We start from the raw sequence: 21,537 nt of genomic DNA, 5'->3' as shown, positions 1-21,537 counted from the left end.
GATCGAGCGTCCGCGGTGTCCGGCCGAGTTCGGCCTCCTGGCCGGACACTCTTGATCACGTCGCAGGCTCAGCCGAACTCGGGTCCGGCTACGTCTCAGATCGTCAGCGGACGCTCCACTCGCTGCTCGGAACGCAGTCGCGCGTCGTGCCCGTGGCCCTGCTCGGTCACGTAGTCGAAGAGCCGGTGGGTGAGCTCGGGCCGTACCTGCCGGACCAACCGCAGGGTGTCCAGCCATATCTGCGGACTCTGCAGGGCGTTGACAGCCACACAGGCCAGGGTGCCGGTTCCCGGTAGTAGAGCGTCACAGCTGGCGGCCACCGTCTGCTGGTGGCGCATGCCGAAGCGCAACGGCACCACGCTCACGAACGACGGGTAGTTCCCATGAGCCCATTCGGCATCGTCGGCAACCTCCCACAGGTGGCATCAGCCCCCTTCGTCAGAGTCCGTCTCCGCCGGGCTTCGGATTTTCTGCAGAAAATTCTCCGCGCGGCCTGCTGTCACGCCGGGCGGACGCGGACCGGGAGCGAGAGGTACGCCAGGTGATCCGGCTCTCCCGCGACCGCCCCTGCTGAAGAGCCGAGCCGCAGAGTTCGTTGTGTGCGCGGCCCGGTTCGGCCGGTTCATGAGTAGCCGTACTCGACTCCGAGCCCCTTACCCACTCCCCGGCTGGAGCTGGCGTCCTCCGTCGGCGACGTCAGGCGAGCATGCGACGTGCCGTCTTGCGCAGCTGCTCGTCCAGGTGCTGGGCGCTGTCCGCGAGCTGGAGCTCCAGCAGGCGCAGGGCGGCGTCCGGACCTCCGCCGGAGGACGAGGACTTCGGCGTCCTGGAAGGCTCAGTCGGCGAAGCGGTGGATGAGGGACTGGGCGGGGTGGTGGCGAAGCAGGTGCGCTGGGTTGGGCGGAGGGGTGTGGGCGTCCTCGGGGGAGAAGCCTTGCGTAGAGCCCGTTCCGGCCCGGGCCGGAACGGGTGGGCTGCCGTAGGGCGAGGCATTGGTATCGGCGTGGAGGAGCGAGGGTACGGCCGGCGAGCGCGGCCAGTGCCTCGCGGCGATCGGGTCAGGAGGGTCGGTCGCGAGGTGTGGATCGCCGAGTGACCGAGATCGTCTGGGTGCGGTGGCCCGCGAGGGTGGCGGTGGGGACGTGGGGGAGGAGGTCGCCGGCGAGCGCGGGGTCGGGGCGGGTGGTGCTCGGCAGCGAAAGGGAGAGGGCGACGAGCAGGATGCCGAGGTCCCAGCGCGACCGCTCGTGTGGCAGGACGTCGACGCCTCGGCCGGTTCCAGCAGGGCCAAGGGCGGCGGCAGCGCGGATGGCGGGCACCGGGTCCGTGAGAGTCGACCGGAGACCGCGGTGGACGGAGGCCGCATCCGGCCGGAGCTGCGAGCAGGCCGCCCGCTCGTGGACGGTGTGTACCGCCGTGTGTGCGCGGAAGGGGACACGGCGGACGACGACACCGAAGCTTGGTGCAGTGCCTGACAGAAGAACATGAACACGGTCGTGCGGGGGCCTGGTCCCGGTCGTCGGAGTACACGGCGCGTATCGAGCCCGGGATGTTGCTGCCATCGCCGTAGGCGGCTCCGAGGGACGGTCAGTCGGTCGTTCCCAGCTCTTCAGGTGATCTCACGTCTGCGACCCTTGGGATCGGCTGACACCGCTCGCAGGATGCGCTGGGGGACCCAGCCCGGACTGGAGGGACGCGATCCCGCTCCCGGAGCCGGGCGTCATTCCTTCTGTTCCGCCCTCCGATTTTCCGCGGAAAATCCTGCGGATCCTGGTGGCTGCATTGCTGTGGGGGCCCCGGGCTGCCGGGCAGGGACTCAGGCTGCGTTGAACGATCACTCTGCCCAGGCGGCTCTTGGTGGGCAGGAATTTTCTGCGGAAAACTTCCGTGCCAGGGCCATGGCCGATCCGGCGCATGGAGGGCGAGATGTCAGTGCTGTCGGGGATGCTGAGGGCCTGTTGTCATCCAGCAAGGGGGCCGCCAGGTGTCGATCCGAATTGCCAGCCGTCGTCGTTCGATGGCCTCACTGACCGCTGCGTTCCCCGGTGCCGAGATCATCGACGTTACCTCCAAGGGACCGGACCCGTGGGTGCGGTTGAGCCCGTTCTATCCTCACGGCGGCATCCCGGTCCCCTATAGCGACGGTGTGACCAGCCAGTCGGTGGAGGGAATCTGGCAAGCCCTCAAGGTCTTCCAGAACTCCGATGTCGACCCCACGAAGCTCGCGGTCACCACGATGATGGGGCTGAAGCGGACGGTGAGCCGATACGGCCCGGTTCAAGGCCACCGAGCCGGTCTGCACGGCGAGCGGCTGCTGCCCTACGAAACGGCTCGGCGCCGGATCTACCTGCCGGCCTACCGGTGGATCCTCGAGCACTGCGTCGGCGACCTGGTCGAGCTGCTCAGGAGCAAGGAGAACGTCGTACTCCTGGACTACACCACCAACGGGGACGTCAACGATCCCACCAGCCCGCTCTCCCACGCCGCGCTCATCCAGTTGCACATCGAGGGGCACTGGCCCAGTGAAGACGAGACTGAGGCTTCCGGCGGGATCACCGATCGCATGCCGTAAGTGGTCCCGCGTCGGACATGCCGGGTGCGCGGAGGATGCTGAGGGCTCGCAGCCATGGGCAGGACTGACCCACTGATTTTCCGCAGAAAATTCTGAAGGGACTTCGGGTAGCTGAGGTTGGGGCCGCGATCCGCCCCAGTCGGCCAACGGTCCCGCCTCGCGGAGTCGGGCACGATGGCTGACAGCATTGGGCGAGGGGCGCCGGCGACACTGATTGCCTGGCACTCCCGGTACTCCCAGGTTCGGGGAGCCGACTCCCTGCCCTCGCGAATTTTCTGCGGAAAATCCCGGACGTCGAGCAGAGCCAGTGCCGATTCGTCCGGACGTCGACAGATCCTGCGCCACCGACCCGCAGTCGCCTCGGCTTGACGGCCACCGTTGCGTCGGCTGCCGGGGACAAGTTCGCTCCCCTGACGACTCCGGATTTTCTGCGGAAAATTTCGGAGCGCCGGTCGGCCGAGCTTCTCGGCAAGGCCACGTCCGATGCCGAGCAGGCGGCACGGCAGTTCCTGGCCTGGCTCGAACCGGGGACCGGGGCGGCCGTCCTGCCGATGACTCATCGTCCTGGACGAGGTGGCCGATCCCGCTGACCTCACTGGGTCGTGGCCGCCCGCCAGCCCGCAGGGGGCGGACCCTAGTCACCAGCCCCACACCGGCGCTGCCGCCTGGGACCTGTCCACCGAACGCGCCGACTCCCTCTACCCTCCTGGTCTGGCCCGCCCCGTGCTCAGGGATGGCCGTCTTCCTCTCGTCCACGGCATCGCCGAAGCCGTTCTCGACAGCCCTCCCGTCCTCGCTCACCTCTGGGTCGGCCGGGCCCCAGCGCCCGGGCACGCACCCGGCGCCCAGGTCATCGCACGGGCCAACCTCGCGGTCGCCGCGCGCCAGGCCGGACAGCTCGCCGCCGCCGCCGTCGCCCGACGGCGGACGGCGACGGGCGGAGGCCGACGTGAGCGCAGCCTGGGCGGTACCCACGAGGCCGCGCTCCTGGTGCGCGGCAACCTCATCAGCACGTACTCGGACAGCGGATTTCCGTCTCGAGGCGCTCGCGAACGCCTCCCGGCGCGCTGCCGATGTCCTGGATTCGGACGGACAGCCCCAGGCAGCCACCACCTACTGCGCTTGCTCCGCGACCGTCAGGGTGATCGGCATTGCGGCACCGACCAGTCCCATGGGCGGCGCCGGATCGTGAGCGGATCAGCAGGCTCTCGGATTTTCCGCGGAAAATTTCTCGTGTCCAGTGTGGCCGCAGGGCACCGTGCGGAGGATCAGGGCGGACAGCCGGGGCCTCCAGCCGTCCTCGGTTCCAGGGGTGGGCCCGGTGCACTCCTGGCGCGTGACGGCCTCAGGTTTTTTTCAGACGTCACGGCGCCAGCGATCGGCGGCGAAGCGGGACAGCGCGACCTCCAGGTCGAGCGGCATCACCTCGGTGAAGCCCAGGTCCCACACCCTCACCCAGCCGTCCGAGTCCGTGAGGGATCGCGGCGTCTCCCGTCCGGCCACCGGCTTCATCGCGAGACAGTACGAGACGTTCAGAGTGGGGGAGCCGGTCTCCACGTTCCTGCGGGATCGGACCCTGAGCACCCGTACCTCCGCCACGTCATCCCACCGCAGCCGTAGCCTGCGGCCGTCGTTGAGCTCCACGCACTCGCTGTCGATGCGCAGCCGCGTCGCCACCGCCCGCAGGGCCATTGCCCCCAGGGCGAGGACGCCGAGCACAGCCAGCAGTAAGGGCCACCACCGCACCAGTAGCAGCCAGGTCTGGCGCAGGTCGGTACGGAAGCCGGGGCCCGAGGACATCGGGGAGACCACCAGGAGGAACACGGAGATCAGCGCCAACAGGTCGAATGTGAACGCTCGCAGGACCCCGATGCTCCGCATACTGCTCTTGAGCACCACCTCGTGTGGCCCTGCGGAACTGCCGGGCCTCCCGCCGACTGCCTCGCCCGCGAGCCGCTCTCTGAGCCCGGCGTGCCGAAACTGGTAGATCCCGCCGACCCGTCGCAGCACGCCCAGCTGGTGGCCGTCCTCGAGGAAGCCCAGAACGTCCCGTGGCAGATGCCGACGCCCCGCCAGGATGAGGCGCGTGGCGGTCCAGCGGCCCCATCGGCTGAGGGCTATCAGCACTGCGGCCGAGCACGACCAGCCGATGAGGAGACCGCCGCCGATGAGCAGTGGATCGCCGTTGAGCCAGTGGAAGATCGCCAGTGAGGTCCCCGCGATGGTCGGCGCGACCACTGCGGATTCGACCAGAGCGATCCTGCGCTCGTCGCGCAGCAACTGCCTCGGCTTGGCCGCGATCTCGGAGTCGGCCGACCGGGTCAGGAGCACACCGGCGAGCAGGGGAAGAGCGAAGAGGCACAGGTTCGCCGTCATGCTGCCGGGCAGGGCCACGCCGACGGCTGCCGTAGCGACGGCCGACACTGCCAGGAGGAGGCGGCCACTGATTCCGGGCGCCGGCCGTCGTGGGCGATCGTCGAAGCCACTGAACAGGTGCCGCGTGACGATCCTTCCGAACGCCGTGGCGATGATGGCGACCGCGGCGACGGCCCCGAGCACCTGGCCCATGCCCGGGATCCCGAGCCCGGGCCGCGGGGGAGAAGCCCCCAGGAGGGCGGCCAGGCCCGCGATCGCATAGCTCGCAGACGTGCCGCAGACGGCTACGGCGATGATGACGACGGCGCCCCAGACGCCAGGCTCGGTCAGCGGGCTCCGCACCTGCCACCAGGCGATGTCCTGCGTGCGTCGGCGGTGGAGTTCGCCGGCCAGGTAGCGGACGTACGCGGGCGCGCTGCCGGACCTCCAGCGGCGCACCGGTCCGGGGAGGTAGGACGGCCGTGGTCCCTGCGCGCAGACGGCCGGAATCAGCCCGTCCAGGAGATGGCCCTCGATGTCGGTCTGCGTGGGCAGCCGTGTCGCGTCGAGCAGCTCACGAGGATCGGCGTCCTTCGGCGCGTACACCGTCCCCGCGAGCCAGAGCATCAGGGGCGAGGAGAGGGTGGTGGCGACCGGCCCTTCGGGGTCGCTGTCCATCGCATCGAAGAGCGACTGCCAGGATCCGATGCGGTCCCGATGGCACATCTGGGCGAGGTAGGCCCTACCGGCCTCGGGCGGGACCGGGCAGGCGCGCAGCACCGGAACACCTCGCAGGAAAGGCGCCGCGTCGACGGCCTCCTGGTAGGCCTCTGGTCTGGATGCCAGGACCAGAGGATCTCTCGTCCCGAACGCTTGTTTCAGCGCCTTCACGGCCTCCTTGCGGGCCAGCGGGGGTAGTTCGTCGAAGCCGTCCAGCACCGGAACGATCCGTCGGTTCTGCACCAGCGACTTCACCACGTACTGGTCGAAGCCTCGGACGAGTCCTCCGTAGTCCTCGTTCATCCGCCTGATGACCCAGTCCTGGAGACTGACTTCGGGCTCCCAACCTGACAACGACAGGACGACCGGAACGGCCTCCCCGGAACCCGGCTCCCTGCCCTCCAGCAGCTCGACGACGAGAAGGACAGCCAGGGAGGACTTACCTGCCCCGGGCGGCCCGGTGATCACCAACTGGTGTAGTGAGAGCGTCTTGACCCGGTCGACCAGACCCTCGAGCCCGACCCGCTCAGAGTGCTCCTCGCCGGGCCCGCTCTGGTGTCCCTGGTCCAGCTTCCACGGAATCACCATCGGAACCCGTTCTCGCAGACCGCGGACGTTGGCCTCGTCACGCCACTGGTCCAGGACCTCGCGGGCCAGCCCGTCCAGCGCATCGTTCTCGGCGTTGACAGCGAAGGCAGACCGTCCGCCAGCGGGGGCGGAGCCCACATAGATGTCGCGGACGCTTCCCGCCTGGATCACGTTCCGAGGCGAACCCTCGCTGTGGTTGTGCACCTCTTCAGTCATCCCGACATGCTGCCAGGCCGGCGTCTGCGGGCGACGGGCTTCTGGCGGACCGGGACGGCGGCTCTTTGATGGCTCGTCCGGACGGATAGACGCTCATAGCTGCGGGCGGTCGTGGATTTCGCGTTGAGCGGTGTCTGCATTCAACGCCGAGAACATAAAAGACGTAGTAAACGGTCAGTAGACATCGCGGGTCAGAAATGACCTGCTCACGCCAGCCTGGCCTGGTGGACCGTCAGCCGGGCTGGCGTGCTGGCACTCCGCAGGATCGGAAGGACGGCAACGTCGTCAGAGTCGGGCCGGGCCGCTCGCATGATCCGACGGTCGCTCTTCGTCGGAGCCTGGGTGGGGGAGGAGTTCGGCGATGATCTCGGTGCCGAGTGCGTATGCCGGCACGCCGGCGGTGATGAGTGCGGTCTCGGCGACGCCGATGAGATCGGCGATGCAGGCTCCGGCGTGGAGTGCGCCCTGGGCGTGGATCCGAGCGGGGTGTGGGCGGCCGAGGGCCAGCAGCTGCCCGAAGTGGACGAGTTGCTGGACGCGTGCTCCCAGCGGGCTGTCGGTCAGCACGATGTGGCGCAGTGCCGCGATCGCCTCTTCGGTCGGCAGCCGGCCGAACTCCTGGGCCAGGCGCAGCCGGTCCTGGACCCCGCCGGGAACGGTGCCGAGGGTGGAGCGGTAGCGGTCGCGTACGGCTTCCGTGCGGGAGGCGAGGGTGTCGTCCGTCATGACGCGACCCGCGCGATCGCGGCGCGCACGGCCTCCTGGGCGCCCGGGGGGAAGTCGACGGCCCCGCCGATCGCCGCGGCGGCGATCTCGGCTTGGGCGCTCTCCTCGATCGCCACCACGAGGTGGGCGGTGGCCGCCGAGTCCGGGCCGAACACCAGGAGGCCGTGGTTGGCCAGCAGGACGGCGGCCGTCGTCGGGCGCTGCTGCAGCACGTCGGCGATGCCGCGCACGGATACGTCCGATCCGCGCGGTCCCCAGGGAACCACGGGGACGTCCTCGGCCTGTCCGAAGCGCAGCATCGGCTCCGTGCGGCAGGGCAGTGGCCGGTGGGCCACGGCGAAGGCGGTCGCGGAGGGCGAGTGGGTGTGGATGATCGCGCCCACGTGGGGGCGGGCCCGGTACACGGCGCTGTGCATGGCGATGATCTCGGCGCTGACGGACTGCAGCTCGCCTTCGAGGACCTGCCCGTCGAAGCCGACGGTCGCCAGCTGTTCGGGCCTCAGGCCGCGGACGAATCCCGGTGTCAGCAGGAGGCGCTCACCGTCGAGCCTGGCGCTCAGGTTGGCGTGCCCGGAGTGGGACATCACCCCGGCCGCGAAGAGCTTCTCCGCGGCTTCCACCAGTTGGTCGGCCCGTTCGTTCCGTACGTTTCTGTCGCTCATGGCGGTGTCTCCAAGTGTGTTGCCAGCGGCTCTCGTTCGCCGCTGTCCTCGTGCCGGCCACTCTTCTCCTTGAACTAAGGTTCAAGTCAAGTGCCCGATCGACGAGGAGCAGGAGGAGCAGAACGTGCGCATGACGATCGGCCGACTCGCCGAGATCACCAAAGTGCCCGCTTCGGCCATCCGGTACTGGGAGCGCCACGGCCTGCTGCCCACGCCCGAGCGCGAAAGCGGGCAGCGGCGCTACCCGCCCGAGGCCGCCGAGCGGATCACGGTCCTGCGCACGTGCCAGCAGGCCGGGCTGAGCCTGGCCGAGATCGGCGAGTTCCAGCAGGAGCAGCCACGCCGAGAGGCCATGATCCGCGCCAAGATCACCGAGATCCAGCAGCGCATGGTCGATCTCGACCACGCCCATCAGCTCCTGACCCACGCCCTCAGGTGCAGCGAAGAGGACATCGTCAGATGCCCGAAGTTCCGAGAGCAGATGGCGGCGTGGCAGACGCCGGATCCGGCGCCGTGAACCGCGTGTGGTGCCGACCCCGCCGGTGATCCGCTCACCAGCGGATCACCGGCGGATCACCGGCGGTTCGGTCCGCGTGCATACCCTCTGGCTTCCCACCTGTACCCGGGCGCTACCGTGCCACCATGTGCATCTCGACCAGTGAGGCCGCGTTCTCCGGCACGATCGTCTATTGCGGTCGGCAGCAGCACCCGCTGCACGGTCTCGTTCATGTCCTGGGCTACCAGAACACTGCCGTCAACCTCGCTGATGGTCCGAACGCGATGCTGCTGCACGTGCCGACCAGCCGGCTCACCCCCGGGCACTTCCTCACCGTCGGACGCAGCGGTGATGTTCTTGAGCGCATGGTGGCCGCCGTTCGACCCATCGCGGTGGCGGTCGACGAGATCACGTGGATGAGCTGGGAGCCAGAGACCGTCAAGATCTTCGAGCACGACGTCTACACAGTGCTCCTGGCCGCTGACCCCACCGCGATCCCTGCCGCACTGCAGCTGGTGCCGTCACACCGGCGGCCGGACCTCAACCCGGACCTCATGCGTTTCTACGCCGACCACTTCCCCGACCACACCATCGCCGTCTGCTGCTTCGACAACGCTGACGCCCAGCGCGCCAAGCCCCTGCTGCTGTGGTATGAGCCGCTCGACCCCGACCGGCTGACCGTGCCCGCGCTGGACTGCCACACAGGAGCAGCCCCGGACCTCGACGCCGCCGTCCCCGTGGATCATTGGGTCCTGTTCTCCACCGACCAGGCTCCCTCCGAGTGGGGCGAACCTGTTGACTACCCCGGGGACATGCGCCACAGCCTGCGTTCCTTCCTGCCCACCGCTGTCGTGGGCCAGCACTACGGCGGAGGAGATGCCCTGCTCAACGGAGACTTCACCATCAGCCACAGCGACCTTCTCGCCGGCGACCTCGACCGCATCGAGCGCTGCCAGCCGACTCGCCGCTGACCCGGCGCAGCAGCGCTCCGAGTAGTTCCGCACCGGTATCCCTGCCCGATGCCCAGCAGTGCGACCGGGAGGACGTGGACGCCCACCCCCTCACAGGGCTGTTCGGCCGAGACGACCCGCCTACACCTCCTCGACGGCGGCTCGTTCGGGACTACGGGCGCCACCCGAAGTCTCACGGCAGTGCCTGCCGGATGCTCCACCGGTGCGGATGTTCCGGCCCGGCGGGGCAGGTGAAGACGTTCAGCAGCCCGTACCGGCCGAAGACCAGCCGGACGGGGCAGGGGGTGGGTGACAGGCGGGCTGAAGCAGTGCCAGGCTGCGGGAGGCCGTGGCAGGCCGTGGGAAAAGCAGCGTGTAACGGTTCGGGGCGTCGGAGCCAAGTAGAGACGTAAGGCAGTGCTCGTCGTCCCAAGGAGTCATCCGTGTCAGCGGAGCATCCGATAGCGCCACCCTCGCGTGACCCGGCGGCGTTCGCCGTGTTCTACCAGCAGCAGTTCGACACCGTGCTCGGCTTCGTCACCCGGCGCACCGACAGCGTGCACCTGGCAGCCGATCTGACGGCCGACATCTTCCTGACGGCGCTGGAGCAGGCCGACAGTTACGACGCCCGCCGCGGCGCGCCCGTCGCCTGGCTGTACGGCATCTCCCGCAACGTGATCGCTGCGCACTTCCGCGGCAGTGTCCGCGAGCTCAACGCGGTGGCCAGGATCGCCGGCCAGCGGATGCTGGACGAGCAGGACGTGTCCGCGATCGAGGGACGCATCGACGCGGCCCGCGAGGCCCGCGGGCTGGCTGCCCAGCACGCCGCCCTGTCCGAGCCGCTGCGCGCGGTGCTGGACCTGGTGGCCGTCGACGGGCTGGCCGTCCGTGAGGCTGCCAAGGCGCTGGGCATCAGCGCGGCCACCGCCCGGGTGCGGCTGCACCGGGCCCGCAAGGCTCTGCAGAAGGCCGCCCCGCAGGCCACCAGTACCGCCGGCATCAGCGGCGCTACCGGCACGTCCAGTGCTACCGGCACGTTCAGCGCTACCAGCATGTCCAGGACCACCAGTACGTCCAGCACCACCAGCACGTCCGTGAACGCACTCCTGGAGGCCGCCTCGTGACCACGCCCCTGCACTTCCGGCAGCAGCTCGGCGCCGAACTCGCCGCCCGTGCAGCGGACTTGCCCGCCACCGGCGCCACGGCTCGGATCCGGCCGCGCCACACCCGCAGGCTGGTGGCGACCGGCCTCGGGCTGGCCGCCGCGGTCACCGCGGTCGTCCTGGTGCCGCACAGCGGCTCCACCGGCGGGACCGCCGCGCCACAGGCCGGCCCCGCCACCTCCCGGACGGACGGCGGCGGCTCGACCGCGGTGCAGCTCACCACCGCCTCCTACTCGGTGACCCCCAACAAGGACGGCACCGTCTCCTTCCAGCTGATCGGCGCCGACTGGTCCGGGCTCCAGGGCGCCCTTCGCTCGGTGGGCGTGCCCGCGCTGGTCATGACGCCCTCGGACTCCTGCCACACCCCGGTGGCCACCGACGGCAGCCGACTGGAGTCGGTGATGTCGCTGGATCCCGCCAACGGGCGCATCGCGGTCCTGCACCCCGCCGCCATCCCGCCCGGTGAGAGCCTGCTGCTGCTCGACAAGGACCCGAAGGGCGCGGTCCACCCGAGCACCGTCGGGAACCTGGAGATCTCGCTGACCAGGCAGACTCCCGCTTGCTTCCCGCTCTCCCAGACGAACGAGGTCGGCGTGGGCTGATCCGTCCGTAGGCCCACCCTGCGGCCGTGACGGGCTGTGGCACGGCCTTCCGGCAGTCTCGGCGGGCGCCCCGACGATCGTCGGGGCGCCCGCGCAGGTCAGCGGCGGCGCAGTGACGGGTCGAGCAGCGCGGGCGGGGTGTCGGACTTCTCGTGTGCGGCGAGGTCGACACCGGGTGTCACGATGGCGTCGATCGCGTCCAGCACGTCGGCGGAGAGCACGGTGTCGGCGGCGGCGAGCTGCGCGTGCAGGTGCTCCCGTGTGCGGGGACCGATGAGCGCGCCGGTGACGGCGGGGTGCGCGGTCACGAAGCCGAGCGCGAGCTGGATCATCGTCAGACCGGCGTCGTCGGCGACCTTGGCCAGTTGCTCGACCGCGTCGAGCCTGGCCCGGTTGGACGGGATGGTGGTGTCGAAGCGCTGCGGCATGAGCGTGGAGCGGTTGGTGGTGACCTCCCGGCCCTCGCGGATCGCGCCGGACAGCCAGCCCGAGGCCAGCGGGCTCCACGCCAGCACGCCGAGGCCGTACTCCTCGGCCACGGGCAGTACGTGGGTCTCGATCCCGCGCTGCAGGATCGAGTAGCTGGGCTGTTCGGTGACGTAACGGCTCAGGTGGTGTTCGCGGGCGGCCCACTGGGCCTGCACGATGCGGTAGGCGGGGAAGGTCGAGGAGCCGAAGTAGCGGATCTTCCCGGCGCGTTGGAGGTCGGTCAGGGCGGACAGGGTCTCCTCGTCGCCGGTGCTCGGGTCCCACCGGTGGATCTGGTAGAGATCGACGTGGTTGACGCCGAGGCGGCGCAGGCTGTTGTCCAGCGCGGTGACCAGCCAGCGGCGCGAGCCGCCCCGGTGGTTGCGCTCCTCGCTGACGGGCAGGCCGGCTTTCGTGGCCAGCACGATGTCGTCGCGGCGGCCGGCGATGGCCCTGCCGACCATCTCCTCCGACTCGCCGCCGCCGTACACGTCGGCGGTGTCGATGAGGTTGATCCCGGCATCGAGGGCGGCGTCGACGATGGCGGTGGCCTCGTCCTGGGTGGTGTGCCCGATCCTGCCGAAGTTCATCGCGCCGAGTGCGAGGGAGCCGACCTGCACACCGGTGCGGCCCAAGGTGCGGTACTGCATGGCTGTGTTCCTCCATGACGGATTGGATGGGTCGGACGGGTCGGACGGGTCGGACGGGTCGGACGGGTCGAAGCGTGGTGGCGATGCGTGGCGCCGGCGGGCTACTTGGACTCGACCCGTCCGAGCGGGTCGGGTCCGGCTGCGAGCAGCTCACGCGCCGTGCGCCAGGCGGGATCCCCGGGGTAGAGCGCGCTGCGGAGGTAGGCCCAGGTGAGCCGCCGGACGGCGGCGACCCGCTCGGGGTTCTCGTCGGTGGTCTCGGCGACGTCGTATCCGGAGATCCCGCCGAGGCCGTGCTCCGCGCCGAACAGCGTGAGCAGGGATTTGGGGCCGGGGGAGAGGACGTACGGGTCGGTGTGCCAGGCCGCGCCGCGAACCGTGAGGTGGGCGGAGAGGTCGCGGTCGCCGGCGACGACGAGTGCGGGCGTCGTCATCCGGGAGAAGTCGGTGGTCAGGAAGAACGGGTAGTTCTCGGCGGTGGACCGGGTGAGGGCGTCGCCGCCTCTGCCCGGTGCGGCGAGCAGCACGCCCGCCGTGATCCGGGGCTCGGCCAGGTCCACCTCGGTGCCGTGGTCGGGGTCGGTGAGCCGGGCGCCCAGCAGCAGGCTCGCGGTGTGCCCGCCCATCGAGTGCCCGGCCACGGCCACCTTGCTCGGGTCCAGGCGTCCGAGGAGCTGCGGGACGGCGGTCTCGATCGCGTCGAGGCGGTCGAGGATGCGCGTCATGTCCTCGGCCCGTGACCGCCAGTACAGCGGTGCCCCGGGGGTGTGGGGATCCAGGCGCAGCGTCCTCGAGCTGAGATGGGTGGGCTGGATGACGACGAAGCCGTGCGCCGCCCAGTAGTCGGCGAGTGGGGCGTAGCCGTTCAGTGAGGAGAGGTTGTTCGAGGGCCCCTGGCCGTGCGAGAGGAGGATGACCGGCAGGTCGCCTCCGGTCATGGGGGCGGTGACTCGCAGGTTCAGGTCCACGGCGCGGCCGGGAGCCGGCAGGACCACCGGGTGGACGGAAAGGACGGGGGCGGGCTCGCTGACGGTGTCGGCGGCGTGAGTCGGTGCAGTCGTCTGTGCAGTCGTCGCTGCACGCATCGGTGCGGTCATGAGGTGCCTTTCCCTTCCTGCGGCTCTGCTGCCGGTCTCGCTCGGCTGGCGGGTGCGGCGGACGGGAGGGCCCCGCTCCGGCTAAGCTCAAAGCGGAACCTTGTTCCAGTTACGATACGGAACAACGTTCCGCTTAGTCAACCATCGTCCGGACGGAGAACGTGGTGTCCACCGCAGACCGGTCCGCGCAGGCGCCGACCCGAAGCAAGCGGGCCGACGCGCTGCGCAACCAGCAGGCGCTCCTCACTGCCGCCGCCGAGGTGTTCGCCACCTCCGGCATCGACGCGCCGATCCGCGCGATCGCGGCCAGGGCCGGCGTCGGTGTCGGGACCATCTACCGTCACTTCCCAGCCCGGGCCGACCTCGTCGTCGCCGTCTACCGCCACCAGGTCGAGGCCTGTGCCGAGGCCGGCCCGACCCTGCTGGCCGACACCGACTCCCCCCTCACGGCGCTGCGCCGGTGGGTCGACTTCTTCGTCGACTTCCTGGTCACCAAGCACGGGCTCGCCAACACCCTGGAATCAGACAGCGGCTTCGACGCGCTGCACTCCTACTTCCTCGACCGCCTGGTGCCCGTCTGCGCGCAGCTGCTCGATGCCGCGGTCGACGCCGGCGAGATCACACCCGGCACGCACGCCTACGAACTGATGCGCGGCATCGGCAACCTCTGCATCGGACGCGACAGCGACCCCCGCTACGACCCCCGCCGACTGATCGAACTGCTCCTCCAGGGACTGCAGCGACCACCGTCACCCTGACGCCGACGGCCCCGGACGGCCCCGGACCGCCCTCGACCGCCCTCGACCGGACCCTTCGGCGTATGCGAGGGGCCTACCAGAGGGGAGCCGCCGCTTGGGATAGTGTTTGAAGCTAGCTGTAGACGCGTGGAGGTCTGGGTGTGTTCGTGACGACCGGGCAGGCCGGGTCGGCGCTCGGGTGCTCGATCCCGACGGTGAAGAAGCTGATGGCCACCGGCGTGGTGCCCGGGGTGCGCGAGACGGGTCGGCAGGTGTTCCCGTTGACCGCACTGCAGGCGTTGCAGGCCCGGCCGGTCGCCGACCTGAGCGTGCTCGGTGCGGCGGAGGTGGCGGTGCTGCGCTCGGACGCCCTCCGGCGAGTGGACGGGCCTGGCCGGGAGTGGGTCGGCTTCGGGACGGCGCTCGACGAGGAGCAGTTGCTGGCCTCGCTGTCCGGCTGGTGGCGGTGCGATCCGGCCCGGGTCGCGGCCGGCGGGGTGCTGCCGGTGACGGTGACCGGGTTCGTCGTGGCGGTGCTGAGCGGCCTGACGGAGTGGGAGTCCGACGGCGCCGCCGGCACCGCAGCCCGCTTCCGGTTCCCGAAGGCCCGGCTGGCCGGCCGTCTGACCGACCTCACCGCACCGGCCAACGCCGCCACTCCCGCCGACCCGCAGGACGCCCGCCTGGCCGACCTGCTGCTCGGCACCCGCCTGCCGTCGGTGTCCGGCGGCCCGATTGCCTACGTCCCCACGGTCGGCGCGGCCGCCGCGGCTGTCGACGTGGTCGCTGCGGCCGTCGCCGTGGAAGGGGAGTGACCCGCTGATGGACCGTAGGACGTACACCGCCGAGCTCGCCGGTCTGCGGGAGCTGCGCGCCGAGATCGCCGCCGCGGAGAAGATCGTCGCGGCCGCGCGCAAGGAGCTGGACAAGCTCACCGTCCAACGCGCGCGCCGGGTGACCGGGCTCGCGGGGTTCGAGGGCGCGAGGGCCGACGCCATCGCCAAGGCCGCCGGCCTGACGCTCGGCGACGTGGTGCGGCTTGCTCCGGTGCTGGACCCGACCCCGTCCGCCGTTCGCGCCGCCACGGCGGAGGAGCGGGTCGCCGCCGGGCCCGTGCCCGCGTCCGTGCCCGCGTCCGTGCCCGCGTCCGTGCCCGCGCCCGTTCAGGCGCCCGTACAGGCGTCGGCGCCCGTGGCAGAGACAGAGACAGAGGCAGAGGCGGCGCCGCAGCCGGAGCCACAGCCGGAGCCCGTAGTGGCGGTCGCGGTTGCCCCGGCGCTGACCCGCTCCGCCGCTGCCGTCACCGAGCCGGCCACCGCCGAAAACCTCGCCGCCGCTTCGTCAGCCGAACCGGCGGCCTCGGTCGCTCCAGTCGCTCCGGTCGCTGCTGCGGAGCACCCGGCAGTCGCCGCCGTCCCGCGCCCGGCGGCCGTCGCCGGGCCGCGTGACCTGCCCACCATCCCCGAGGGGCCGGCGGGCGCCCGCTTCGAGGCCGTGACCACCGGCCTGGTCTCCAAGCGACCGAACTTCACCCAGCAGGCCCGCGCCACGGTGTTCCTGGACGCCGCGACCGGTGATCTCGCGGTGCGCGACCGCGTCGTGCGCCTCGCGCTCGGTGCCCGGACGCCCGGCGAGATCCTGGACGCCGTCCTCTCCGCCGCCCCGGGCACCGAACGCGTCTACATCACCGCCGGCGCCCCCTGGCACGACGGCGCCGAGCGTTACAGCACGCTCAAGGACGCCGTCGCCGCCTGGCTGAACACTCCCTGCGAGCGGTGGACCACCGCCGTCGGCGCGGGCCGCGACAAGCTCGCCGGGCACTTCGTCCACCAGCGCCAGCCCGTCGGCCGCTACGCCCCCGCCGCCGCCCCCGACGGCGAGAGCACCGAGATCCGCTCGGTGGGGGAGTGGTTCGACCCGGACGGCGCCGACGTGGTGACGGTGCGCGAGGCGTTCAAGCTGCTGTGGCAGGCGCTGCGCCGGCACTGGGACGACGTCGTCCTGATGGGCTCGCCGTCGCAGACCGGACGGGACCTGTGGTCGCGCACCGTCCCGGTCAAGGGCCGGTTCGCCGGCGGCTACCCGGTGCTGTCCGAGGAACTGCGCGGCCTGCTGCACGCGACCGGCGGCCAGGGCCGCACCGAGCTGGTCCTGCCCCCGCGCGTCCCGGCCGAGCTGCCCGCCCTGGTGGAGTACGACCGCACCTTCGCCTACGCCAAGCACCTGTGGAAGTCCCCGGTCGGCACCCCGCAGCGGATCACCGCGCGGGCCTTCGCCGCCATGACGGAAGCCGAGCAGACCAAGGCCCTGATGTCCTGCTCCCACTGGAACGTCCGCGTCACCGTTCCCGCCGGGTGGAAGCACGTCGGCCTGCTTCCGGCGCCCGTCACCGGCGACCGCGCCTGGGTCTACCCGTCCGAGCCGGGCGCCACGTTCACGACCTGGGCGGGCGGCGCCGAGATCCACCTCGCCCTCGCCAACCACCTCGCGCCGTGGCGGATCGAGGTCCTCGGCGGCCTGGTGTGGGAGGACGGCAAGCCGCTCGACGAATGGGGCAAACGCCTCAAGGCCGCCTGGGCGGACCTGACCAACCTCTCGAAGGCGCACACCGACGCCCGGCAGCGCACCGCCGCCTACCTGGCCTCGCGCGCCGTACGCGCCGTCCTGCTGTTCGGCCTCGGCGGCTTCGCGCAGCGCCCCCGCCTGGTCTCGGGCACCACACCGGTCGGCGAGACCCTGCCGGCCGGCGTGGAGATCCTCGGCCAGGACGACGCCGTGGTGACCTGGCAGCGCCAGGCCGGGTTCTCCCGCGACCCCTACGCCCACCCCGAATGGGCCGCCTACGTGTGGTCCGGAGCGCGGGCCGCCCTGCTGGACATGAAGTACCGCCAGGGCAAGGATGTCGTCGGCAGCGCCGGCGCCCTGCACGCCCGGCCCGGCACCGTCGTCTACTTCGGTACTGACGGCATCGCCCTGACCGAACGCCAACCCTGGCCCTACCGGGGCGAACCCGGCGACTACCTCCTCAAGGGCCACCTCACCGGGCCCGTCCCGCACCCCACCAGCCAGGAGCAGTACCTCGCCCTGCGCGCCCGCGGCCGCGTCGAACTCGCCTCCGGAGTCGCCGCCGGACTCGCCGTTGAAAACGCCGCTGCCGGTGCCGCCACGGGCGCGGACGGAAGTGAGCCGCAGTGAGCCCCGCCGACCCGAACAACCCCAACGAGGCCGCCCGCCTCACCCAGCAGCTGATCGACCAGCGCTACACCAAGCGCCAGATCGCCGCCATGCTCGGCCGTGACGCCTCGCTGGTCTCCCAGTTCTTCACCAAGGGCAAGGGTGCGGCCTTCGTCAACGCGCTGCGCCAGGTCCTCCGCGCGGTGCGCGGCGGCGAACGCGACACCGAGACCCTGACCGCGATCGCCCAGGAGAACGTGGAGCGCCGTCGCACCAAGACCGGACAGAAAGCCCGGGTCCGGGGCAAGGACGTCGTCGGCGAGGCGGGCGGATCGATGGCCGGACGCGCCGGACGCCAGGCCATCCGCTCCGGCGCCTCCCACCTCGCCCCCGTCGTCCACGAGACCGGCCGGGCCGGCGGCCGCCTCGCCTTCACCGTCCGCATGCGCGCCGACCAGTACGTCTACTCCGCCGGGTCGGAGAAGGACTCCGGCGGCCTACGCCGCGGCTTCGTCCCCCGCTCCGACGGCACCGAGGAACGCACCTACGGCTCCGCCTCCACCGGCGGCTTCGACGCCGCCGAATGGTCCCGCCGCGTCGCCGCCCACCACGGCGACGTCACCGAGGCCATGCGGACCTGGCTCGTCGAAACCGGCCGCGCCGTCGAGGACGCCGACATCCAGTACCTCGAAGTCCGCGCCTGGATCCCCGCATGACGGACCGACACCCCGACCGCCCGGCCTGGTTCACCGGCTCCGACGACTCCCTCGCGCTGCTGCGCCGCGCCGCCGGGGCAGTCGGCGTCCCCCTCGACCCGGACACCCCGCCCGGCGAGGAGGACGCCCAGCAGCTGACCGATGAACTCGGCGACATCCTCCTGACCGAACACTGCTTCGACGCCGACCGCGACTGGGAGATCACACCGTTCGGCGACCTGGTCGAAACTCTCATCGACACCCTCAACCGCTACGCCTACCCGGACTGAACCCACCCACCGGTCCGCACCCACGATCGGTCCGCAGCCATGATCGGCAGTACCGGCAGTACCGGCAGTACCGGCAGTACCGGCAGTACCGGCAGTACCGGCAGTACCGGCAGTACCGGCAGAACAGGAGACACCGCGCCGTGGACACCACGACGACCACCGCCACCGCCACCACCACCGAGACCACGGTCCCGGCGCAGGCGCCCGGTGTCGCGGCGGTGAACCCGTTGCCGTTGCACTGGTTCCAGAAGGACGCCGTCGCCGCCGCCGTGAAGGCCGTGAAGACGGGCGGCCGGGCGACGGTGGTGGCGGCGACCGGCTCCGGCAAGACGCTGATCGCCGCCGGGTGCGCGCGCCGACTGGCGCCCCGGGGACGGGTGTTGGTGCTGGTGCCGACGATCGAACTGCTGGAGCAGACGGCCGAGGCGTGGTCGCTGCGGGGCGGTCGCAGGGGCCTGGCGGTGGCGGCCTGCTCGCGGGAGGAGGCGCTGGAGAGCGCAGAGGCCGGCGGCCGGGTCAGGGCGGAGGTGTCGACACACGCTGCGCGGATCGCTGACCTGGTCGCCTCGGTGCGGCCGGGGGAGGCGGTCACCGTGTACGCGACCTACGCCTCGCTGGAGCGCATCGTCCAGGCCCACCAGCAGTTCGGCCTCCCGGCCTGGGACCTGGTCGTGGTCGACGAGGCCCACCGTACGGCCGGCTCCGAGGGCAAGGCGTGGGCGGCCGTCCACGACGACGACCAGGTCCCCGCCGTGCGGCGGCTTTACTGCACCGCGACCCCCAGGATCGCGGACGACCGGACGGCGACGGCGGGCCTGGACGACCTCACCGGCGACACCGACACCGACACCGACACCAACGCAGACGCCGACGCCCAGGCCCAGGCCCTGCCCGCGCTGTGCTCGATGGACGACGAGCGGATCTACGGCCCCATCGTCTACACCTGGACCCTCGGCCAGGGCATCGAGCACGGCTACCTCGCCGACTACCGCGTCCTGGTGCCCGTCGTCACCGACGAGGACCTGCGGGACCTCCTCAACCTCCCCGCCATCGCCGACCTGCGCTCCCAGCGCTCCAACGAGGAACTGCTGCGCCTGGCCCTGCAGATCGCCGTGCTGCGCGCAGTCGCCGACCTCCAGCTACGGCGTGTGATCACCTTCCACTCGCGGGTGGCGGCGGCGCGGGAGTTCGCCGCCGGCCTGCCGGAGGCGGCCGGGTTGCTCGCGGACGAGGACCGTCCGGAGCGGATCTGGGCGAAGGCGGTGGCAGGCACCGACCGGCTGCGCGAACGCCGGGCCGCGTTCGCCGAGTTCAGGGCCCACACCGGCGAGCGGCCCGGCGAGGAGGGCGAGGAGTGCGGCATCCTCGCGAACTCCCGACTGCTGTCCGAGGGCATCGACATCGCCGCGGTCGACGCGGTCTGTTTCGCCGACCCCAAGTCGTCGGTGATCGACATCGTGCAGGCGGTGGGCCGGGCGCTGCGCCAGTCCTACCGGCAGGGCAAGGTCAGCTGGGTCGTCATCCCGGTCTACCTGCCGACCCCGGAGGTCGGTGACGACACCGCCGACGCCGACCCCGCCGAGGTCCGCGAGGCCGGGGAGGCGGTGAAGGCCGAGGCCGACAGCGAGATCGAAGCCTCGTCGTTCCGGACGATCTGGCGCGTCCTGCGCGCCCTGGCGGCGCACGACGCCCGGGTGGTCGGCCGCATCACCGAACTGCGCGCCCACCGCGCCCAGCCCCAGCACGTCACCACGGCGGAGGCCACCACGACGGAGACCCCGGAGAACGCGGTCACCCAGGCCGGCGAGGGGGAGCAGCGCCCCACGGCGCCGCAGTCGCCGATCGACTGGTTGCGGATCGACGCCCGGCACCACGCCGGCGCGATCCTGCAAGCCGTGAAACTACGGGTGTTCAACCCGCGGGCCACCGAGTGGCAGCGCATGCACGCGGTCGCGGCCGTGTTCCACCTGGAGCACGGCCACCTCGACCCCACCGACCGGACGACGCACGCCGAGCTGGTCTCCTGGCTCGCCCGTCAGCGCCACCTGAACGGCCAGGGCCTGCTCGACCCCGCCCGCGTCTCCGAACTGGAGGCGCTCGGCATGATCTGGTCGAAGAACGCCAACGCGTGGGAGCGCGGCCACGCCTACGCGAGGGCCTATCAGCGGCAGCACGGCCATCTGGCGATCCCGGCGACCGCGAAGCTGGACGACTACGCGGTGGGCGCGTGGATGCGCCGCCAGCGCAGGGCGGAGAACCTGACCGAGGAGCAGGCCGCCAAGCTCGACGCGCTGGACGAGCTGTGGCGCCTGGAACCGGACTGGAACCGCTCCTACCGCCGCCTGCTCGCCTACCTCACCGCCGGCGGCACCCTCACCGGCCCCGTCAACCGCACCGGCGGCGAGGCCGACCCGGCGTTCCGGCCCGGCACGTGGCTGCGCAAGCAGGACAAGGCCCGCACCGAGGGCAAACTGACCGATCAGCAGACCGCCCTGCTGGACGCCCTTCAACCGCGCCGCGCCGCCGGCCCGGTGTTCCGGGTCGGCGGCGCGGCGCGCCGGGGACGGCCGGCGGGTCAGCCGCGGGAGAGGACGACCGCCGAGTAGTACGAGCCGGCGATCCGGTGGCACGCCTCGCGCTCGGCGGTGGTGTGAACGCGCGGCCGGCTCGGGGCCTCGCAGGCCTCGGTCAGGTCCTGGAGGAAGACGCCGTCGACACGGGCCTTGGGGGAGGGGCCGGTCAGGCTGTTGCGGAAGCCATCTTCTCCGTACAGGTCCTTGTAGTCGTGGTACCCGAAGTCGTGGCGGATGCAGGCGAGACTGAAGTCGAAGCCGTCGATCCTGTCCGGTGCGGGGGAGTTGCAGACGTCGGTGTCCCAGTTGAAGTTCGGGCGAGCCGTCGATCAAGTCGACTTCGAGATGCCCGATGGACGGAAGGAGGAGTTCTACCTCAAGCGCGAGCGGCCCGTTGGCGCCGTGCTCGCCCTCACTCCCGACCGGCACGTCATCCTCGCCCGCCAGTACCGGCCCGGCCCCGAGCGCGTCCTGCATGAACTCCCCGGCGGCTTCATCGAGCCGGGCGAGCAGGCCGCGGTCGCCATCGCCCGGGAACTGCTGGAGGAGACCGGCTACCAGGGCACGATCGCCGAGATCGGCTCCTACTGGCACGACGCCTACTCCAACGTCCGCCGCACCGTCTTCCTCGCCACCGACTGCGTCAGGGTCGCTGAACCGACCCCCGAACGCACCGAGTTCATCGACGTCGTCACCCTCCCCCTGCACGAGTTCCGCGACCGCGTGCTGCGCCTGGGAGCGATGACCGACACCGCAGCGGCCTACCTCGCCCTCGACCACCTCCAGCTCCTGTAGCCGGAGGT

Annotated in this window: 20 protein-coding genes; 12 read left to right on the top strand and 8 right to left on the bottom strand. The window is 71.3% G+C overall.

Annotated features, from left to right (window positions below):
* Positions 1-95: 95 nt before the first annotated feature.
* Together ACZ52R_RS22390 and ACZ52R_RS22385 are read right to left on the bottom strand one after the other, a co-directional pair.
* Positions 96-365, bottom strand: coding sequence for a hypothetical protein (locus ACZ52R_RS22390; protein WP_465624150.1), 270 nt, complete (start codon positions 363-365; stop codon positions 96-98).
* Positions 366-1,058: 693 nt separating this feature from the next.
* Positions 1,059-1,319, bottom strand: a complete 261-nt coding sequence (locus ACZ52R_RS22385) for a hypothetical protein (RefSeq protein ID WP_465624151.1) — start codon at positions 1,317-1,319, stop codon at positions 1,059-1,061.
* 665 nt (positions 1,320-1,984) lie between these two features.
* On the opposite strand from ACZ52R_RS22385, the gene ACZ52R_RS22380 reads away from it, so the two are divergent.
* Complete coding sequence (locus ACZ52R_RS22380; RefSeq protein WP_465663004.1) at positions 1,985-2,572, top strand: DUF6939 family protein; 588 nt, start codon at positions 1,985-1,987, stop codon at positions 2,570-2,572.
* 1,356 nt (positions 2,573-3,928) lie between these two features.
* On the opposite strand, the gene ACZ52R_RS22375 is transcribed toward ACZ52R_RS22380, so the two are convergent.
* The 3 genes from ACZ52R_RS22375 to ACZ52R_RS22365 form a co-directional block, all read right to left on the bottom strand.
* Complete coding sequence (locus ACZ52R_RS22375; RefSeq protein WP_465753962.1) at positions 3,929-6,451, bottom strand: hypothetical protein; 2,523 nt, start codon at positions 6,449-6,451, stop codon at positions 3,929-3,931.
* A gap of 285 nt (positions 6,452-6,736) precedes the next feature.
* Complete coding sequence (locus ACZ52R_RS22370) at positions 6,737-7,177, bottom strand: carboxymuconolactone decarboxylase family protein (RefSeq protein WP_360503727.1); 441 nt, start codon at positions 7,175-7,177, stop codon at positions 6,737-6,739.
* The gene (locus ACZ52R_RS22365) at positions 7,174-7,839 is read right to left on the bottom strand and encodes a class II aldolase/adducin family protein (protein ID WP_360503724.1); all 666 of its coding nucleotides are present in this window, start codon (positions 7,837-7,839) and stop codon (positions 7,174-7,176) included. Before ACZ52R_RS22365 ends, ACZ52R_RS22370 begins: the two co-directional genes overlap by 4 nt.
* 130 nt (positions 7,840-7,969) lie before the next feature.
* Between ACZ52R_RS22365 and ACZ52R_RS22360 the strand changes: the two genes are divergently transcribed.
* From ACZ52R_RS22360 to ACZ52R_RS22345, 4 genes are all read left to right on the top strand, one after another.
* Positions 7,970-8,356 (top strand): MerR family transcriptional regulator, encoded by a 387-nt coding sequence (locus tag ACZ52R_RS22360; protein ID WP_465624220.1) that lies wholly within the window; start codon positions 7,970-7,972, stop codon positions 8,354-8,356.
* Positions 8,357-8,481: 125 nt separating this feature from the next.
* Complete coding sequence (locus tag ACZ52R_RS22355; RefSeq protein ID WP_465624157.1) at positions 8,482-9,306, top strand: hypothetical protein; 825 nt, start codon at positions 8,482-8,484, stop codon at positions 9,304-9,306.
* 422 nt (positions 9,307-9,728) lie between these two features.
* Positions 9,729-10,409 carry an RNA polymerase sigma factor gene (locus tag ACZ52R_RS22350; RefSeq protein WP_465663009.1) on the top strand — a complete coding sequence of 227 codons (681 nt, stop codon included), beginning with the start codon at positions 9,729-9,731 and terminating at the stop codon, positions 10,407-10,409.
* Positions 10,406-11,050: a hypothetical protein gene (locus tag ACZ52R_RS22345; protein ID WP_465624161.1), complete on the top strand. Its 645-nt coding sequence runs from the start codon at positions 10,406-10,408 to the stop codon at positions 11,048-11,050. Before ACZ52R_RS22350 ends, ACZ52R_RS22345 begins: the two co-directional genes overlap by 4 nt.
* 98 nt (positions 11,051-11,148) lie before the next feature.
* Here ACZ52R_RS22345 and ACZ52R_RS22340 read toward each other — a convergent pair whose 3' ends face one another.
* On the bottom strand, positions 11,149-12,168 hold the full coding sequence (locus ACZ52R_RS22340; RefSeq protein ID WP_465663011.1) for an aldo/keto reductase: 1,020 nt from the start codon (positions 12,166-12,168) through the stop codon (positions 11,149-11,151).
* A 101-nt stretch (positions 12,169-12,269) separates the two neighbouring features.
* A complete protein-coding gene (locus ACZ52R_RS22335) occupies positions 12,270-13,265 on the bottom strand; it encodes an alpha/beta hydrolase family protein (protein WP_465663013.1) in 996 nt (331 codons plus the stop codon).
* 164 nt (positions 13,266-13,429) lie between these two features.
* Between ACZ52R_RS22335 and ACZ52R_RS22330 the strand changes: the two genes are divergently transcribed.
* The 6 genes from ACZ52R_RS22330 (at position 13,430) to ACZ52R_RS22305 (ending at position 20,767) form a co-directional block, all read left to right on the top strand.
* Positions 13,430-14,023: a TetR/AcrR family transcriptional regulator gene (locus ACZ52R_RS22330; protein ID WP_465663015.1), complete on the top strand. Its 594-nt coding sequence runs from the start codon at positions 13,430-13,432 to the stop codon at positions 14,021-14,023.
* 140 nt (positions 14,024-14,163) lie between these two features.
* Positions 14,164-14,817 (top strand): DNA-binding protein, encoded by a 654-nt coding sequence (locus ACZ52R_RS22325; protein ID WP_465663017.1) that lies wholly within the window; start codon positions 14,164-14,166, stop codon positions 14,815-14,817.
* 7 nt (positions 14,818-14,824) lie between these two features.
* The gene (locus ACZ52R_RS22320) at positions 14,825-17,197 is read left to right on the top strand and encodes a hypothetical protein (RefSeq protein ID WP_465753961.1); all 2,373 of its coding nucleotides are present in this window, start codon (positions 14,825-14,827) and stop codon (positions 17,195-17,197) included.
* Positions 17,194-17,892 (top strand): helix-turn-helix domain containing protein, encoded by a 699-nt coding sequence (locus ACZ52R_RS22315; RefSeq protein ID WP_465624170.1) that lies wholly within the window; start codon positions 17,194-17,196, stop codon positions 17,890-17,892. The genes ACZ52R_RS22320 and ACZ52R_RS22315 overlap by 4 nt, the downstream gene beginning before the upstream one ends.
* Complete coding sequence (locus ACZ52R_RS22310; protein ID WP_360503697.1) at positions 17,889-18,161, top strand: hypothetical protein; 273 nt, start codon at positions 17,889-17,891, stop codon at positions 18,159-18,161. Before ACZ52R_RS22315 ends, ACZ52R_RS22310 begins: the two co-directional genes overlap by 4 nt.
* 140 nt (positions 18,162-18,301) lie before the next feature.
* Positions 18,302-20,767, top strand: coding sequence for a helicase associated domain-containing protein (locus tag ACZ52R_RS22305; RefSeq protein ID WP_465753960.1), 2,466 nt, complete (start codon positions 18,302-18,304; stop codon positions 20,765-20,767).
* On the opposite strand, the gene ACZ52R_RS22300 is transcribed toward ACZ52R_RS22305, so the two are convergent.
* Positions 20,737-21,000, bottom strand: coding sequence for a phospholipase A2 (locus ACZ52R_RS22300; RefSeq protein ID WP_465624222.1), 264 nt, complete (start codon positions 20,998-21,000; stop codon positions 20,737-20,739). The genes ACZ52R_RS22305 and ACZ52R_RS22300 overlap by 31 nt on opposite strands.
* On the opposite strand from ACZ52R_RS22300, the gene ACZ52R_RS22295 reads away from it, so the two are divergent.
* Positions 20,969-21,529, top strand: coding sequence for an NUDIX hydrolase (locus ACZ52R_RS22295; protein WP_465624174.1), 561 nt, complete (start codon positions 20,969-20,971; stop codon positions 21,527-21,529). The two genes, ACZ52R_RS22300 and ACZ52R_RS22295, sit on opposite strands and share 32 nt — an antisense overlap.
* Positions 21,530-21,537 lie beyond the last annotated feature (8 nt).

The organism is Kitasatospora sp. NPDC034023 (genome assembly GCF_055575795.1).
Note: the sequence above shows the minus strand (reverse complement) of the source record. Positions and strands in the feature narration are given on the sequence as shown.

Excerpts from the sequence above, each read along its gene's own strand:
- ACZ52R_RS22375 (WP_465753962.1), bottom strand. The coding sequence starts at position 6,451 with ATGACTGAAGAGGTGCACAACCACAGCGAGGGTTCGCCTCGGAACGTG.
- ACZ52R_RS22370 (WP_360503727.1), bottom strand. The coding sequence starts at position 7,177 with ATGACGGACGACACCCTCGCCTCCCGCACGGAAGCCGTACGCGACCGC.
- ACZ52R_RS22365 (WP_360503724.1), bottom strand. The coding sequence starts at position 7,839 with ATGAGCGACAGAAACGTACGGAACGAACGGGCCGACCAACTGGTGGAA.
- ACZ52R_RS22360 (WP_465624220.1), top strand. The coding sequence starts at position 7,970 with ATGACGATCGGCCGACTCGCCGAGATCACCAAAGTGCCCGCTTCGGCC.
- ACZ52R_RS22355 (WP_465624157.1), top strand. The coding sequence starts at position 8,482 with ATGTGCATCTCGACCAGTGAGGCCGCGTTCTCCGGCACGATCGTCTAT.
- ACZ52R_RS22340 (WP_465663011.1), bottom strand. The coding sequence starts at position 12,168 with ATGCAGTACCGCACCTTGGGCCGCACCGGTGTGCAGGTCGGCTCCCTC.
- ACZ52R_RS22335 (WP_465663013.1), bottom strand. The coding sequence starts at position 13,265 with ATGACCGCACCGATGCGTGCAGCGACGACTGCACAGACGACTGCACCG.
- ACZ52R_RS22320 (WP_465753961.1), top strand. The coding sequence starts at position 14,825 with ATGGACCGTAGGACGTACACCGCCGAGCTCGCCGGTCTGCGGGAGCTG.
- ACZ52R_RS22310 (WP_360503697.1), top strand. The coding sequence starts at position 17,889 with ATGACGGACCGACACCCCGACCGCCCGGCCTGGTTCACCGGCTCCGAC.
- ACZ52R_RS22295 (WP_465624174.1), top strand. The coding sequence starts at position 20,969 with ATGCAGGCGAGACTGAAGTCGAAGCCGTCGATCCTGTCCGGTGCGGGG.